The sequence below is a fragment of the Saprospiraceae bacterium genome, assembly GCA_016719615.1.
In the GTDB taxonomy this organism is placed as follows: Bacteria; Bacteroidota; Bacteroidia; order Chitinophagales; family Saprospiraceae; genus Vicinibacter.
Genome location: JADJYQ010000005.1, coordinates 518,555 through 535,479, shown reverse-complemented (window position 1 = coordinate 535,479; position 16,925 = coordinate 518,555). Strand labels below are relative to the sequence as shown.

Below are 16,925 nucleotides of genomic sequence, written 5' to 3'. Positions count from 1 at the left end.
GAAAAAGCAATGATATTAAAAATTAATCTAATGCGTAAAATATTTTAATGCAATAAAATACATATGTAGCTTGGCTTTAATTCTGAGTATTATAAGTTCACTTGCGGTTGGAAAAAGAAATCTCCTAAAAAATGCAGGATTGGAGCATTTGTCTGAAGCAGGATTTTCAAAATTAAAGAATTAACAGAATAAGGAAACACATGTTTCTAGGCCTATACCAATTCTGAAAATTTATAAATTCTGCAAATCCTGATTCTGAATAAAGGGATTTTGTCTGACGCAGGATTTTCAAAATTAAAGAATTAACAGAATGAGGAAACACATGTTTCTAGCCCCATACCAATTCTGAAAATTCATAAATTCTGAAAATTCTGATTCTGAATAAAGGGATTTTGTCTGAAGCAGGATTTTCAAAATTAAAGAATTAACAGAATGAGGAAACACATGTTTCTAGGCCTATACCAATTCTGAAAATTCATAAATTCTGCAAATTCTGATTCTGACTAAAGGGATTTTGTCTGAAGCAGGATTTTCAAAATTAAAGAATTAACAGAATAAGGAAACACATGTTTCTAGCCCCATACCAATTCTGAAAATTTATAAATTCTGCAAATCCTGATTCTGACTAAAGGGTTCTTGTCTGAAGCAGGATTTTCAAAATTGAAGAATTAACAGAATGAGGAAACACATGCTTCTAGCCCCACACCAATTCTGCAAATTCATAAATTCTGCAAATTCTGATTCTGACTAAAGATTTCTTGTCTGAAGCAGGATTTTCAAAATTAAAGAATTAACAGAATGAGGAAACACATGTTTCTAGCCCCATACCAATTCTGAAAATTCATAAATTCTGCAAATTCTGATTCTGACTAAAGAGTTCTTGTCTGAAGCTGGATTTTCAAAATTAAAAAATTAACAGAATGAGTAAACACATGTTTCTAGCCCCATACCAATTCTGAAAATTCATAAATTCTGCAAATTCTCATTCTGACTAAAGATTTCTTGTCTGAAGCAGGATTTTCAAATGAATTAACAGAATGAGGGAAACACATGTTTCTGGCCCCATACCAATTCTGCAAATTCATAAATTCTGCAAATCCTGATTCTGACTAAAGGGTTCTTGTCTGAAGCAGGATTTTCAAAATTAAAGAATTAACAGAATGAGGAAACACATGCTTCTAGCCCCACACCAATTCTGCAAATTCATAAATTCTGCAAATTCTGATTCTGACTAAAGATTTCTTGTCTGAAGCAGGATTTTCAAAATAAAGAATTAACAGAATGAGACACGTTTCTAGCCCCATACCAATTCTGAAAATTCATAAATTCTGCAAATTCTGATTCTGAATAAAGATTTCTTGTCTGAAGCAGGATTTTCAAAATTAAAAATTAACAGATGAGGAGACACATGCTTCTAGCCCCACACCAATTCTGCAAATTCATAAATTCTGCAAATTCTGATTCTGACTAAAGATTTCTTGTCTGAAGCAGGATTTTCAAAATTGAAGAATTAACAGAATGAGGAAACACATGTTTCTGGCCCCATACCAATTCTGCAAATTCATAAATTCTGCAAATCCTGATTCTGACTAAAGGGTTCTTGTCTGAAGCAGGATTTATATGTTGTGGGATTCAGATTTATCTTGTTTAGGGAAATATTTAGGGTTAAATAGAAGCTTGTATTCAAGGCTTAGTCCACCGAAATTTATCAAAAGTCCAAGAGGGTAATCGTAGGCAACAGTATAGTTTTTAGCCTGGACAATATGAACATTTTCAAGATTGGCGACAACTTTATTTTCAATCACAAAATCCGCGCGTCTTGTACCAACTTCAAAATTTTCATAAAACACTATTTGCTCTTGTTCTCTTTGAAAATTTAGGCCTAATCGATCTAATTCAATAGCAAGGCATCTTTGGTAAATAACTTCCTGAAATCCAGGTCCCATGGTATTATGCACTTTCATGGCACAACCTATTATTTTAAATGTTAATTCATCTTTTTCCATTAAGTAAATCTAGGATTTAATCTACCAGCCACCATGTAAAAACGAAAATTTTTATAGTTAATTTTAAAATTCAAGGCCTGTAATCGTTGTTTGATTCAAGATTTTTAGAATTGGATGCACATGTTTCTAGCCCCATACCAATTCTGAAAATTCATAAATTCTGAAAATTCTGATTCTGACTAAAGGGTTCTTGTCTCAAGCAGGATTTTCAAAATTAAAGAATTAACAGAATAAGGAAACACATGTTTCTAGGCCTATACCAATTCTGAAAATTTATAAATTCTGCAAATCCTGATTCTGAATAAAGGGATTTTGTCTGACGGATTTTCAAAATTAAAGAATTAACAGAATGAGGAAACACATGTTTCTAGCCCCATACCAATTCTGAAAATTCATAAATTCTGCAAATTCTGATTCAGAATAAAGGGATTTTGTCTCAAGCAGGATTTTCAAAATTAAAGAATTAACAGAATGAGGAAACACATGTTTCTAACTCCATACCAATTCTGAAAATTCATAAATTCTGCAAATTCTGATTCTGACTAAAGATTTCTTATCTGAAGCAGGATTTTCAAAATTAAAGAATTAACAGAATGAGGAAACACATGTTTTTAGGCCCACACCAATTCTGAAAATTCATAAATTCTGCAAATTCTGATTCTGAATAAAGATTCCTTGTCTGAAGCAGGATTTTCAAAATTAAAGAATTAACAGAATGAGGAAACACATGTTTCTAGCCCCACACCAATTCTGAAAATTTATAAATTCTGCAAATCCTGATTCTGACTAAAGGGTTCTTGTCTGAAGCAGGATTTTCAAAATTAAAGAATTAACAGAATGAGGAAACACATGTTTCTGGCCCCACACCAATTCTGAAAATTTATAAATTCTGATAGTAGTAGGGTCACCAAATATTTACTTCCGGTTGAAGTGTAATTCCAAAAATCTGGAAGACTGAATCAATGACTTGTTGTGAAAAATAAAGAATCTCCTGACCGGTTGCGTCACCGCAATTGACAATTACGAGAGCTTGTTTTTCGTAACAAGCTACATTGCCAATGCGCTTGCCTTTCCAACCACAATACTCGATCAGCCAACCCGATGCGATTTTGTAAGTACCATCAGGCAAATGATAAGCCGGCATTTGTGGGAATCTACTTTTAAGTTCATGGTGTTGATCTTCCGGAATATTTACATTTTTAAAAAAACTACCGGCGTTGCCAATTTCGTTTGGGTCTGGCAATTTACTTCTCCTGATCTGTATTACTGCTTCACTTATCTGACGAATGTTAGGATAACTAATATTTTTTTGTAGTAATACTTCTTTAATAATTCCGTATTCAAGATTTAATTGATGCTTTTTACTCAATCTTAAAATGACGTGGGTAATGATAAATTTATTCTTCAAGCTGTTTTTGAAAATACTGTCGCGATATCCCATTAAACACTCAGCTCGGTTCAGTTTTTTAAAAGTCGACGATTCCAGATCAAATCCTTCTATCCACTCCAAAACATCTTTGATCTCCACACCATAAGCTCCTATATTTTGAACGGGGGCTGCCCCTACTGTTCCAGGTATTAAACTTAGATTTTCAATGCCTCCGTAGTTATGATCGAGAGCCCACATGACTGTTGCATGCCAGTTTTGACCAGCTCCAATTCTGACCAGGACATCCTCTTCGTTTTCTACTAAAACTTCCAGGCCATTCATTTCAACTTTAATTATTGGATCTATGATGTCTTTTGTAAATAAAATATTTGTTCCGCCTCCTAAGATTTTAGTTTGTCTAATATCAGATAAATGCTCTAAAAGTTCAAGGGAATGGAGGTGAATGACATGATGTGCCTGGACTTCTATGCCAAAGCTGTTATATGGTTTTAAGGATATCAAAGTCTATTAATATTGAGCATGTAATAATACGTACTAAACGAACAAAATCCAATAGTATAAAATGAGCTAATACAATGAAGATAAAATCTATGAAATCTAAATTAATTTACACCTCCCCAGGTTCCATCTGCAATTCCACCAAAGTCTTATAAGTTCCTTTCTCTATTGCCAATAACTGTTCGTGCGTGCCGGATTCTACAATTCTTCCTTTATGCAAAACATATATGCAATCTGCTTCGCGAATCGTCGATAGGCGGTGAGCAATGATTAATGATGTCCGGTCATTCATAAGCTCGTCCAAAGCTTCTTTGACTAATCGTTCGCTTTCAGCATCCAATGCAGAAGTAGCTTCATCCAAGACCAAAATGGAAGGATTTTTAAGTATGGCCCGAGCAATAGCAATACGCTGTCTTTGGCCGCCACTGAGCTTAATTCCTCTTTCGCCAACTATAGTATCAAATTGGTCAGGGAAAGACTGAATGAACTCAAGTGAATGTGATTTTTGTGCTGCTGCAAAAAGTTCCTCTTCCGAGGCATCTGGTTTTCCATAGAGAATATTCTCGCGGATGCTTCCGCCGAAAAGTAAAATTTCCTGTGGAACGATGGCAATATTTTTTCGGTAATCTGTAAGATTGTAATTACTTACTACTTGGTCGTCTACTTCAATTTTACCTTGCCCCGGTTGATAAAATCGCATCAGCAATTGTACCAGCGTTGATTTTCCTGCTCCGCTGGCTCCTACAAAAGCAACGCGTTTACCGCGAGGGATCTCAAAGTTGATGTGTTTAAGAACTTCAATTTCACTTCGTGATGGATAAGCAAAGGAAACGTCTTTAAATGCTAGTTTTCCTTCAAACCTAAGGGAAGTTCGATTTTCAGTATTCAGTATGATCTCCTGATCGCGATCCAGGATGTCCTGGATGCGCTCTGTGGCACCAATGGAACCTGCCAAAGCAGTATACAAATTTCCTATACCTGCAATCGCTCCACCAATGATCCCCGTATAAATGATAAATGAAAAAAGATCTCCAATTTGCATCTCACCTGTCTCCACTAGCATAGCCCCTCTCCAGAGTATAAAAAAAAGTCCGCCAAATAAAACTGTTATGATGAAAATAAAAAACAAGCCTCTTTTTTTTGCATATAACATGGACAAGTTCAACATATTTAAGATGGAATGCGAATAACGCCTGACTTCAAAATCTTCGTTAGCAAATGCTTTTACGTTGTGAAATGATTGCAGACTTTCTTCGACGATGATGTTGGTAGCTGCCAATCCATCTTGTCTGGCTCTTGATAGTTTCCGAATGTATCTCCCGAAAAAAATACTGGCGATCACGATGACCGGAAAAGTCATTAGCATGGTGAGGGCTAAATGAGGGGTCATCCATGCAATGATGATGATCCCGCCTATCAATACCACCAATTGCCGGATCAGCTCTGCAAGGGTAATAGAAAAACTGGCCTGTAATTGTTCTACATCAGCAGTCAAACGACTTGTGAGTTCACCAATGCGATGGCTTTCAAAAAAGCCATTTCCTGAGTGATGATTTTTCATAAAGCGCTTTACGCAGGTCTGCCATCCCGTATTCACTCACATAAGCAAAAAAAGTTGTACGGTAATAGGAAAGAATTCCCTGAACGATCAGGATCAGTAAGAACACCCAGCCAAATTGAGGTAAACTCAAATTCCATTTTCCTTTGCCAATCGCTGTATTGGCCATTTCTCCAGCTGCTGCAGGAAAAATCATAAACAGACTGCTCCCGATGACCAGGAAGATCATACCAAAGACAAAATACCATTTATAGGGCTTTATGAACCGAAAAATGCGGTAGGAATTCAGAAGTAATTCTTTGCTGATCTTCGTTTTTGATGTTTCCATAAGGAATGAAAACATCAAATCTGGGAAAGAAGTTTAGAGAAGTGCAGAGTGGAGTATGGAGTATAGATTATAGATTATGTAGTATGGAGTATAGAGTATCGATTATAGAGTATGGATTATAGAGATTATTGATTATGGAGTATGGAGTATAGATTATGGAGTGTCAATGCCTAAATAGGGTTGACCGTTTTGTGTAACTTTTTACTCGAATTATTTGCAGAGAATACATCAAGATTCTGAGGTGTTTTTTGCTCAAAATATATGGGGTTCGATACCCCATATATTTTGTTATTTGCATCAAATGACTCTTTCATCCTCGGTGTTTTTGCAATTGTAAAGTTATATCCAAATTTTCAAATTCAACAGGACTTAATCTTTGTAACTCTTTATGAGGTTTTTCTAAGTTATAAAGTTGTACACTTCGGTCAACCTCTATAGTCAATTGATGATAATTTTTAATATCCCTGTGTATCAAATAGTTATTCTTTATGATTCCATTAATCCTTTCAGCTTTACCATTTTCCCAAGCATATTCACACATACTGTTTCTGATTTCATATTTTGCGGTAAGCTCTAAAAAAGGATTTTGCATAGTATTGTCCACCACCATCGGAATGGAATATTAATTCGCTCATCTTTTGTTTGGCTCGCAACTTTATAGCCATTTTTAAGGCTGGCATTGTGGTACAAATGGTCGTTAAATTATCCGACACGTTATGCCCAACAATTCGTCTAGAATAAGCATCAAGGATAAAAGTTAAATAATAAAACCTATTGTTTAATTCAAAATAGGTTATGTCGCTTTGCCAGACTTGATCAACTCGATTGATTTGGAGATCTATAAGCAAATTGTCAAATCGTATAACCCCTGTGTTGTCTGTTGTTCTTGGCCTAAATACTTTCTTAAGGGACATCAAACTATTTTCTTTACAAAAGGCTTCAAAACGGTCCCTGCCCATGGATTCTGGCCGAATTTTATAAAACAGATCACGCACTCCCATCGTAGGGTGATCTTCACGAATTTGGTGTATGAGCCACAGAAGTTGTGCTTCTATTTCTAGATCCTGGTGATTCCTTTCTATTCTTTGATGAACAGATTGTTTGCTGATATTCATTACTCTGTACAACTTATTTAATGAGAATGGATATCGCTTTCGCTCCTGTCTGAAGTAGCAGATTGTGCTGAAGAATATTTTTTTTAATATCAATCTTGTATGCTTCTTCTGCTAATTCAATCATCTTAGTTTGAAAGTCAATTAGGATCTGTTTTTGACCAATTACTCGTTCCAATTCTGCAACTTTTTGCTTAAGTTCTATTATTTTTTTAGTGTCGGAATTTGTTTCAACAATCATGCGAATTTGGCTTTTAGCTGCACCAAATTTACTCATCCATTTGTATACATTGGTAGGGCTAACCTCGTATTCCTTACAAATTTCACTGACTTTGCTCCTGCCTTGCTCTATCTCGAGAACCTTCGATCGTTTGAAACTTTCTGAAAAATGCCTCGCCATACGCTGCTCAATGCTCATTTTAAATTGCCTTCTAATTGTTGCCATTTTTATGTTTTTTAATGATAAAATATGGTCAACCTATATCAGGCACTGACATATATATAATAGAGTGTGGAGTATTAATGCTAAATGGGGTTGCCCGTTTTGTAATATTCAACTTCACGTTTTATTTTCTTTAAATCTTCTCAGATAAATTTTAAAGTGAAATCTCCTAAAAAAAACCGGTGTACCATTTTGCACATGGTACACCGGAAATTGTCATTAAATTTTAAACTATGTAAAACTTCTGATCTAAAATCAGTGTTCGCTTATAATTTTTGAAACAAGGCCTTAGACAATGGTTGATTTTCGTGATACAAATAAACAACATAAGTTCCTGGCTTCAGATTTGTTAAAGACATTGGGACTTTATTGTCACCTACTTCCAATTCAGCACGCGTTTTTAGTAAACTAACACCCGTTACATCGGAAACAACTAAAGTTACATTTACCTTATCACTGCTTTTAATTGAAACAATGATGTCATCTACTGCTGGGTTTGGACTCACATCGTAAATAACGATATCAAATTTATTTCCAATTCTTCCACCCACGGTGATTCTCTTGGAAACTTTGCACTCAACCCCATTTATTACATAATACAAAGTCACTGTGTAGGTACCTGCTTTAGCATAAGTATGTTTTACAGAAAAATCTGAAGAAGTGTTACCATCTCCAAGATCCCAGTAAAATTTATCTGGTTTGGCATTAAATCCAGCCTCAAGTTTAACGGTGAGTTGGTCGATTGTAAATTTAAAATCATAATTGCATGGATCATTTGGATCGGTTCTGCCGCCTACTTTGACTTCTTTTGTAATTTGGCATAATTTGCCATCTATCAAAACATAGAGTGTGACTTTATAAACACCTGCACGAGCGTAAGTGTGACTCGTTTCAGCATCAGTGCTTCCTGTACCGTCGCCAAAATCCCATTTCAGTTTATCTGCTTTTTTTCCTTTTAGATCAGCACGGAATTTTGCTGATAATTGATCAGTTGCAAATCCAAAATCAAGGCCCTCGCAAGGATCTGCATTTGTTCCTCGGCCAACATGAATCCATGTATTGAGGATGACCGTGCAAAATTCGCCGGTAATTTTTGTAACCACCAGATATTTTCCTTCCTTGGCATATACATGCCTTACTTCTACACCAGTACCCGTTGTTCCATCTCCAAAATCCCAGCTTACCTCTTTAATCGGAATTCCAGCAGAGGCCTTAAAAACATATCCATTGCCCGCTGTGGTATTTAAGGTAGCTGTACTGATATTTACTTTACCACAACATTCATTATTCCATGAAGTTGGAGGAGGTGGTGGTGGAGTGGAGTCCTTTACTTCTACCTTAAAGGTGTATAATTTTTTACAAGTTCCGTTTGTGATGATTAAATTCACCACATAAACTCCCGGAGCATTGTATTGATGTCTTAGGTCTTTACCGGTTCCGCTTGTTCCATCGCCAAAGTCCCAATGGTATTCAACCCTCTCGGTAGCAGCACTTGCGTGAAATTCAACCCAGCCGTCACCATGGACGATAAAATCGAATTTGCCATCACAAGGTTCTCCACCTGAAGTGTTTCTTGCACAAATGACAAAATCCAATTGAAATTTACCTTCCTGAGCAGGTGCTTTCTGAACTAAAGGTGCTGCCTGACAAGGGTCTGTTACACTTACCAGATAAGCTCCAATATTCGGGTTCAATTTGAATTCATGCTCGTAGTAGCCATCTGCGTTCGTTTGAAGGCGAACACCGCCGGAATTGGTTGCCGGGCTAGAAGTTATTGTTACAGCCCAGTCAGCCACTGGCTTTTTGTCGGTGTTGTAAACAAAACCGTAAATTTTAACAGATTGTGCCTCCAGACTAAACATAGAAAGGAGAAAAGCCACAACCATCATTAAAGAATGTCGCATAGAAATTTAAATTTTAAGGTTAGCTAAAAGAATCATTTTGTAAACAATTATATCATACGCTTTTGGCAAGTCGGAGGTTGCCAATGGTACCATATTTAACATATGCTACGTAAAAATACGACTATTTATATGATAATTGCCTAAATTTATTATAAACCAAATCCAGTGAATTGAATATCTGTTTCTTATTCATCTTGTTCAAAACAAATATGATACTGGATATATAAAGTTTCAAATTATGAGAAAAAAAAAGTCCGGACGAGCGTCCGGACTTAATAAACCAATCTCATGAAAAGGTATGAAAAGACGAAGCATCTTTAATCGACATTATCGTGGAGAAATGAGTTCTCTTCCCGTATTTCGGGCTTGTTATCTTCATCCATGTACATTCGTACTTTAGAAGAATTGAACTCTGAAGATGGACTAACCCAATCCAACTTCACATTCCTCCGCTCATAAGCCGGTATATTTTCAGTTTCACTTAAGTTTTTTGTATCCTGTAAGGGAGAAGTCATCACCGGAGTACGGCCCTTCCTTCCATTGACTGCATTCAAATCAAAATCTTTATCAGGAGCTTGTCCGAAAGGTCTTTCAAGCTGATGGTTTTGTGGAACCCAGTCGTTAGCTCTTTTTTCATCGGGTTGTTCTTCAAATTCAAACACATAAGGTTTGCTTTCCGTTTCCCCCTGAGTCATCATTTTTTCTAAATCTTCATCCAAGGCTACTTTAATAGCTACTTCGTCTGTACGAGCCTTATACCCTGAACCAAAACCAGTGGCAATCAAGGTAACGCTGATTTGATCATTAAGACTATCATCAACGCAAGAACCCCAGATCAGGTCCGTTTCGAATCCTGCTTCTTGTTGGATGTATTCGGTAATAACGCCAACTTCATCCATTGTGATCTCCGGATTGCGTCCGGTTGTAATATTTAATAAAATATGTTTAGCTCCACGAATGTCATTATCTTCAAGAAGTGGCGAATTCAAGGCATCTTCAATAACTTTTTTAGCGCGATCATCCCCGGCTGCAGCAGCTGAACCCATAATTGCAACCCCACTATCTTTCATCACAAAATTTACATCTTCAAAGTCGACATTTATATAACCGGGTACAGTTATGATCTCAGCAATTCCTTTTGCGGCAGTTGCCAGTACATTATCAGCATGTGAAAACGCACTTGACATAGGCAGATTGCCATAAATCTGACGTAATTTATCATTAGAAACTACGATCAATGCATCGACATTTTGTTTCAGTTGTTCAATTCCTTCGTGTGCATGTTTACCTCTGCGCGGGCCTTCGAAGGAAAAGGGCAAAGTCACTATGCCAACCGTGAGAATTCCCATTTCACGGGCAACTTTAGCGAGGATCGGACCAGCTCCGGTGCCAGTTCCACCACCCATACCTGCTGTGATAAACAACATTTTAGTATCGGCTTCTAAAAAATCCTGGAGATCTTCTGTTGATTCCATGCAGGCCTTTTTGCCCATTTCAGGGTTATTTCCGGCACCACGACCAACAGTTAAAAGCGGACCTAATTGAATTTTAGTTGGAACAGAGCTTAAATCAAGCGACTGCTCATCTGTATTGCAAACAGCAAAATCCACGCCCCGGATACCTAAATTATACATATGAGTCACTGCATTGGTCCCACCTCCTCCTACACCGATGACCTTTATGATGGAATTTTGACTCATATTATAAAATTCAATATCTGTTTGTGATGTAAAGATACGTATTTATATATTAGAAATAAAAATAAATTATGATTTTTTTTTATATATAAATAAAATAAATATTTCAGAACTCAGAATCTGCCCCTGGTCTAAAAAATCCAGTAAATCCTTCATAGACCCCATCTTTTAATTTTTTAAAAAGACCGGGACTTTTTTCCACTTCAGGGACAGCCCCTTCCAATTCATCTTCAGGATCCAGGTTCATGATATGGATCTGCTTTTTGGTTTCCGGAATATCCGGTAAACCGGGTGTTACTTTTTTCATTGATTCCAATAGGATTCCGATACCCGTTGCATAAGCCGGATTGAGCGCATCTGCATCCATATGTGCTATTTTTTGCTCAAGCGGTAATCCGATTCGAGTAGATAAACCCGTTTGGAACTCGGCCAATAATTCAATATCTTTAAGTTTAGAACCGCCTCCTGTCAATACCATTCCTGCAATCAGTTTATTCTCAAAACCGCTTCTGCGGATTTCCCACATGATGTACTCAAACAATTCTTCTACCCTAGATTGAATGATACGCGATAAATTCTTTTCGGAAATCTCTTTAGGTTCGCGACCCATTAAACCAGGTATTGTAATAATTCTATTGTCCACAATTTCATCTGCAACGGCAGATCCAAATCTCAACTTCAATTTTTCAGCTTGTTCGTGTATGACTGAACATCCGGCTTTGATATCTTTTGTGATGACATTGGAGCCTAAAGGAACCACCCCGGTATATCGCACAATACCATCTGCATAAATGCTTACTTCTGTAGTGCCACCTCCGATATCAATCAAAACAACCCCACCTTCTTTTTCATCCTTCGACAAAACTGCTTCTGCTGTTGCGGTGGGCTCCAATACAAAACCCGCAATTTGCAATTGTGCTTTTTCTACTGCACGTACCAGATTATCCAAGGCTTCTGTATTTGCAGTTATAATATGAAAATTACTTTCAAGCCTTGAGCCCGACATACCTATAGGATCGAGATATCCTTCCTTCTGATTATCGATATAAAATTCTTGAGGTACCACGTGCAAAATCTTATCGCCATGTGGCAAAGCAATTTTATGCATATTCTGAATGAGAATATCAATATCTTCTTGGCTGATCTCCACTTTTGGGTTATCGCGATACATCACTCCCTGATGATGTAAACTCTTTACATGTTCGCCTGCAATTCCAACAAAGACGGTATTTATTTCAAGCTTGCATCTCTTTTCTGCTAGATCAATGGCATCACAAATGGCTTTTGATGTCTTGTCGATATTACTCACGATGCCGCGATTAACACCTTCACAAGGTGCTACACCGTATCCCAACAATTCAACTTTGCCTAACAAATTTTTCTTTCCAGCAAAAGCACTGACTTTGTTTGAGCCTACATTGAGAGCTACGACCAATTCCGGATTTGGATTGAGACTCGTGTCCATTTCTTTAAATTTTATAATTGATTAAAAAATTTCAACTTTCCAATTTTTCCTTCTTTCCTACAATTTGCCCTTTGAACTTTAAATTAATGGTTTCATATACATTCCAACCTTGTCTTCCCATATTCTCCTGATAAAACAATTTTAATCTGTTCAATTTATCTTCTACTTCATCGGCACCACCCAATAATATTTTTTCACCTCCTATTTTAGGAATTAATGTAAAATCTCCATTTACATCCAGATCGATTTGTTCGATCAATGCATGCGCAAAGCTGTCTGCTTGTATAGCGGTAACAAGTTTCAACAAGCTTCCGTAAAACATTTCGCCTTTGGCATCCAATCGATCGCCAGAAACAGGATACCACAATCCTGTAGCCACGGGAACCCGTGACCCATATCTGGAAGAAACTGGAATTTTATATCCCATTTCATCGAGGTAATATTGACCTCCCTTTACGTCTACCACACGAACGACCGGTTGTCTTTGTTCCAATTGGATATGCAATTTGTTTTGAGGATCTATATAAAGGTCTGCTTTACGTACCAAAGCTTGATTTAATAAATACTTTTCAAGTTGATCAAGCTTTAATGCATAAATCCCGATTTTCCTAATATCTTTTTGATAGAAATCCAGCACCCATTTTTTAACATCCGCCACTTCCAACAAACCTCCTTTGCCACCCGTCTCAATTTTAATTTCCAAACCAACTGTTCTCTCAATTCTCTTACTCTTTACGGCATGGATCCATGAAATACCGATCCCTAATAGTATCAGCAAGTTAACGGAGATAAATATCAGTCCTTTGAGTCTTGAATTCATTTGTTGAAGCTTACAGTAGTTAGCATGTTATCATTTGCGCTTTATTCAATTTCGAGCGATCACTTTTATCAAATCTTCTATCATCAAATCAAGATCTCCGGCTCCTAAGGTCATCACAACATCAAGTTCCAGCCTTGACACAAGTTCCAATAACGTTTCCTTCCTACAAATCCACTTTAAAGGATGGTTGATCGTTTCAAACAATCGTTCAGAAGTAATGCCTGGTATGGGTTCCTCACGTGCGGGGTAAATTTCAACTAAAATAATCTGGTCCAAAGCTTCGAGTGCATAAGCAAATGCACTCATAAAATCGCGTGTACGCGAATACAGATGTGGTTGAAAAATTCCAGTTATCCGGCGTCCGGGATAAATATCCCTACAAGCCTGAATAACAGACCGCAATTCCTCAGGATGGTGAGCGTAATCATCGATTAGGACTTTGGCATTCGTTTCCAGTCTCCATTGAAATCTTCGTTGGATTCCCTGAAAATTAAGCAAGCCTTTTCGAATCTGGTCTTCACGCAGGCCTAATTGCAGAGCAACACTTATCGCAGCCATTGCATTACGGACATTATGCTGACCAGGCAAGCGTAAAGATAAATCTTTTATATGATATATTTTACTAATATATTCAAACACCATCCACCCTGATTGGGTTCCAATTATGCTTGCTTTTATCTCTTCATTTTGAAATCCGAAACACTGTACATCTACCCCTATCAATTCTCTTTTGAAAAGTTCTATCATTTCAATATCAATCGTGTCGCTCAACAAAAGCCTTCCGTTTGGTTTTATTCTTTTCGCAAAATCAAGATAAGTTAATTGCATGGCCTCAAGGCTGCCATAGATGTCCAAATGATCGGCATCGAGAGATCCAATGCTCGCAATATCAGGGCTCAATTGCAAAAATGATCGGTCATACTCATCAGCCTCTTCAACCATAATTTGGTCACCCTTATCCAGATAATTCAAACCATAATTCGTGCAAATTCCACCTAAAAAAGCAGTTACTGGAAGTTCAGCATCCACTAACAAATGTGCTAATAATGCGCTGGTAGTTGTTTTGCCATGGGTTCCTGCAACAGCTATATTAAAAACCTGACTTGTTATCCATCCAAGCACTTCTGATCTTTTGTGAACCGGCCAATTTTTATGCAGTACCCATTGATATTCTTTCAATTCTTTTGGAATTGCAGGAGTTAAAATGACGAGGTCAGTTGTTAGAGGAATGAGATCAGGTTGATCTTCAAAATGTATAGACATTCCCTCCCTTTGGAGTTCGTCTGTCAAAGCGGTAGCCGTTTTATCATAACCGTGTATCCGGACTCCCCTTTTATGAAAATACCTGGCGAGATTGCTCATACCAATGCCTCCAATTCCTAAAAAATAAATTGTGCCCAATTCATTTAACTGCATGGCGTCCCAATTTTGATGATTTCATCAGCAATGGATTTAGCAGCCATTGGTTTAGCCAATTCATTGATGCGAATTTTCATCTCATTTAAAAGAGCTTCATTGGAAAGTAATCGCTCAAGTGTTGGCCACAATTCTTGTTTAACATCTTGTTCCAAAATCATATAAGCTGCACTTTGATCGACCAGATATTGTGCATTTTTTCTTTGATGGTCTTCTGCTACATTCGGAGAAGGTATTAATACACTGGCTTTACCGGTCACCATCAATTCGGCTAATGTCAAAGCTCCAGCTCTAGAAATTACAATATCAGCCGCTGCATATGCTAAATCCATACGTTCTATGAATGGAAAAAACTTTACATGGTTCGGGCATTTTTTTAAAATTTCTTTGAGCTCGGATTCATAGCCACTTCCGTACTGCCACAACCATTGCCAATTATTTTGTTGGCTCAATTTATCCATCATTGAAATCAAAGATTCATTGATGGCACGTGCGCCTAAACTTCCACCAAAAACACAAATGGTCGTTTTTTGGGGATCCAACTGAAAAAACCGTTTGGCCTCTGATGGATCTTGACTGATTAATAAATCCTGACGTACCGGATTACCAGTAATCATTATTTTTTTCTCCGGAAAATATTTTTCCAGACCTTCAAAAGCAACACAAATTTTAAGCGCTGATTTGGCTAACAATTTATTTGTAATGCCTGGATATGAATTTTGTTCCTGGATCAAAATCGGAATTCCAATCCAAGAAGCCATTCGAAGAACTGGTCCACTAGCATAACCTCCAACGCCAACAGCTACATCCGGTTTAAATTTAAAAACAGTCCACGCCGCCTTCATCATTGAAAACAGAAGCAGGAAACTCCAACGAATATGATCTAAACTCAATGTCCTTTTTAGGCCCCTGATAGGCAAGCCAACAATTCGATAACCCGCCTGCGGAACTTTATACATTTCCATTTTGCCATTAGCACCAACAAATAATATATCGATATCCGGTATTTTGCTTTTTAGCGCATTCGCAATGGCTATTGCCGGAAATACATGCCCCCCTGTACCGCCTCCACTAATCAGTACCTTCATAATTTAAAACCAGTTTTTGATCGTTGGATTCTTCCTCATCATGTGCATCTGTAGTTTCCGATTCCAGTTTCAGATTATGAATGTGTTTGCTTACACTGATAATCATACCAATAGAAATGCTGGTAAATATTAAGGAAGTACCACCCATACTAATAAATGGCAACGGCAAGCCCGTTATGGGTATCAGTCCAAGCGAAACAGCAATATTTGAAAATGCCTGCATCACCAAATTCACGCCAATTCCAATGGTTAGCAAAGCACCAAAAGCACGCGTTGAGTTACTGACGATACCTACACAATGCAAAAGCAAAGCCATGTATAAAACGATAATTCCAAAACCACCAAAGATTAAACCATATTCTTCACATATGATTGGATAAATAAAATCTGCATAGGAATAGGGTATAAAATATTTCAATTGACTATTGCCTGGGTTAGGAATGAATAAATGTCCATTCGAAATTGCCATTTTAGCCTGTTCGAGCTGATATTCATCTTCAGTACCATTGATAAAACTCGTTATCCTGGATACCCAGGTTTCAGCTCGGGTCATTCCAGGAAACCAATTTTCAAGCAACAATAAAAATGCAAATAACATGATTCCAAAAAGGATGACCAGCAAAATATATTTAATTTGAATACGCCCGATAAACATCATTATAATGGACCCCAAAAATATAACACCCGCTGTACTCAGATTTGAAGGAGCAATTAAACCACAAACAATAAGTATTGGCAACATGATAGGGACAAATGCTGATCGAAAACCTTTGATCACATCCTGTTTATCTGAAATAGATCTGGCGAGATAAAGAATCAAAGCAAGTTTTGCAAAGTCAGAAACTTGAAAGGACACTCCAACGATTGGAATATAGAGCCAACGTTTGGCATCATTGATCGTCACGCCCAGAAAAAAAGTGAGAATTAAAAGAAAGATAGCTATCAGTAATAATACAGGAGCCCATCTGTTGAAACGGGTATAGTCAATTTTACTAAAAATCCAAATAAGCCCTATCCCAACTACAATAAAACTGACATGTTTGATTAAAAAGTAAAATGTATTGTCTGAATTATATTTAGTGACGCTTACTGAAGTACTGTAAACTGCCAACATGGAAATCAAGGATAATATAAAAACTATTGTCCAGATAAAATTTGGCATCAGGATATGATTTCGCCATTTAACTATCCATTGACTCAT

The 16,925-nt window shown here is 37.1% G+C and carries 12 protein-coding genes and 1 pseudogene; all 13 read right to left on the bottom strand.

Going from position 1 to position 16,925, the window contains the following annotated elements; translation table 11 throughout:
- Positions 1-1,616: 1,616 nt before the first annotated feature.
- The 13 genes and pseudogenes from IPM92_11795 to IPM92_11735 all read right to left on the bottom strand — a co-directional run bounded on the left by IPM92_11795 (position 1,617) and on the right by IPM92_11735 (position 16,925).
- Positions 1,617-2,006, bottom strand: coding sequence for a GxxExxY protein (locus IPM92_11795; protein ID MBK9109016.1), 390 nt, complete (start codon positions 2,004-2,006; stop codon positions 1,617-1,619).
- A gap of 904 nt (positions 2,007-2,910) precedes the next feature.
- On the bottom strand, positions 2,911-3,897 hold the full coding sequence (murB, locus tag IPM92_11790) for a UDP-N-acetylmuramate dehydrogenase (protein ID MBK9109015.1): 987 nt from the start codon (positions 3,895-3,897) through the stop codon (positions 2,911-2,913).
- A 106-nt stretch (positions 3,898-4,003) separates the two neighbouring features.
- A pseudogene (locus IPM92_11785) lies at positions 4,004-5,795 on the bottom strand (ABC transporter ATP-binding protein).
- 295 nt (positions 5,796-6,090) lie between these two features.
- Positions 6,091-6,372, bottom strand: coding sequence for a transposase (locus tag IPM92_11780; protein MBK9109014.1), 282 nt, complete (start codon positions 6,370-6,372; stop codon positions 6,091-6,093).
- The gene (locus IPM92_11775) at positions 6,335-6,895 is read right to left on the bottom strand and encodes a DDE-type integrase/transposase/recombinase (protein ID MBK9109013.1); all 561 of its coding nucleotides are present in this window, start codon (positions 6,893-6,895) and stop codon (positions 6,335-6,337) included. Before IPM92_11775 ends, IPM92_11780 begins: the two co-directional genes overlap by 38 nt.
- A 13-nt stretch (positions 6,896-6,908) precedes the next feature.
- Entirely contained in the window at positions 6,909-7,337 is a 429-nt protein-coding gene (locus IPM92_11770) for a transposase (GenBank protein MBK9109012.1), read from the bottom strand.
- A 263-nt stretch (positions 7,338-7,600) separates the two neighbouring features.
- On the bottom strand, positions 7,601-9,238 hold the full coding sequence (locus tag IPM92_11765) for a PKD domain-containing protein (GenBank protein ID MBK9109011.1): 1,638 nt from the start codon (positions 9,236-9,238) through the stop codon (positions 7,601-7,603).
- Positions 9,239-9,555: 317 nt separating this feature from the next.
- Positions 9,556-10,938, bottom strand: coding sequence for a cell division protein FtsZ (gene ftsZ, locus IPM92_11760; protein ID MBK9109010.1), 1,383 nt, complete (start codon positions 10,936-10,938; stop codon positions 9,556-9,558).
- 103 nt (positions 10,939-11,041) lie between these two features.
- Positions 11,042-12,400, bottom strand: coding sequence for a cell division protein FtsA (gene ftsA / locus IPM92_11755; protein MBK9109009.1), 1,359 nt, complete (start codon positions 12,398-12,400; stop codon positions 11,042-11,044).
- 31 nt (positions 12,401-12,431) lie between these two features.
- On the bottom strand, positions 12,432-13,220 hold the full coding sequence (locus IPM92_11750) for a hypothetical protein (GenBank protein MBK9109008.1): 789 nt from the start codon (positions 13,218-13,220) through the stop codon (positions 12,432-12,434).
- 45 nt (positions 13,221-13,265) lie between these two features.
- The gene (locus IPM92_11745) at positions 13,266-14,636 is read right to left on the bottom strand and encodes a UDP-N-acetylmuramate--L-alanine ligase (protein MBK9109007.1); all 1,371 of its coding nucleotides are present in this window, start codon (positions 14,634-14,636) and stop codon (positions 13,266-13,268) included.
- On the bottom strand, positions 14,627-15,724 hold the full coding sequence (gene murG / locus IPM92_11740; GenBank protein MBK9109006.1) for an undecaprenyldiphospho-muramoylpentapeptide beta-N-acetylglucosaminyltransferase: 1,098 nt from the start codon (positions 15,722-15,724) through the stop codon (positions 14,627-14,629). Before murG ends, IPM92_11745 begins: the two co-directional genes overlap by 10 nt.
- Positions 15,708-16,925 (bottom strand): FtsW/RodA/SpoVE family cell cycle protein, encoded by a 1,218-nt coding sequence (locus IPM92_11735; protein ID MBK9109005.1) that lies wholly within the window; start codon positions 16,923-16,925, stop codon positions 15,708-15,710. The genes murG and IPM92_11735 overlap by 17 nt, the downstream gene beginning before the upstream one ends.

What these genes read in the sequence shown, in the direction of transcription:
- IPM92_11795 (MBK9109016.1), bottom strand. Translation starts at nt 2,006, where the DNA reads ATGGAAAAAGATGAATTAACATTTAAAATAATAGGTTGTGCCATGAAA.
- IPM92_11780 (MBK9109014.1), bottom strand. Translation starts at nt 6,372, where the DNA reads ATGCAAAATCCTTTTTTAGAGCTTACCGCAAAATATGAAATCAGAAAC.
- IPM92_11775 (MBK9109013.1), bottom strand. Translation starts at nt 6,895, where the DNA reads ATGAATATCAGCAAACAATCTGTTCATCAAAGAATAGAAAGGAATCAC.
- IPM92_11770 (MBK9109012.1), bottom strand. Translation starts at nt 7,337, where the DNA reads ATGGCAACAATTAGAAGGCAATTTAAAATGAGCATTGAGCAGCGTATG.
- IPM92_11765 (MBK9109011.1), bottom strand. Translation starts at nt 9,238, where the DNA reads ATGCGACATTCTTTAATGATGGTTGTGGCTTTTCTCCTTTCTATGTTT.
- ftsZ (MBK9109010.1), bottom strand. Translation starts at nt 10,938, where the DNA reads ATGAGTCAAAATTCCATCATAAAGGTCATCGGTGTAGGAGGAGGTGGG.
- ftsA (MBK9109009.1), bottom strand. Translation starts at nt 12,400, where the DNA reads ATGGACACGAGTCTCAATCCAAATCCGGAATTGGTCGTAGCTCTCAAT.
- IPM92_11750 (MBK9109008.1), bottom strand. Translation starts at nt 13,220, where the DNA reads ATGAATTCAAGACTCAAAGGACTGATATTTATCTCCGTTAACTTGCTG.
- IPM92_11745 (MBK9109007.1), bottom strand. Translation starts at nt 14,636, where the DNA reads ATGCAGTTAAATGAATTGGGCACAATTTATTTTTTAGGAATTGGAGGC.
- murG (MBK9109006.1), bottom strand. Translation starts at nt 15,724, where the DNA reads ATGAAGGTACTGATTAGTGGAGGCGGTACAGGGGGGCATGTATTTCCG.
- IPM92_11735 (MBK9109005.1), bottom strand. Translation starts at nt 16,925, where the DNA reads ATGAGTCAATGGATAGTTAAATGGCGAAATCATATCCTGATGCCAAAT.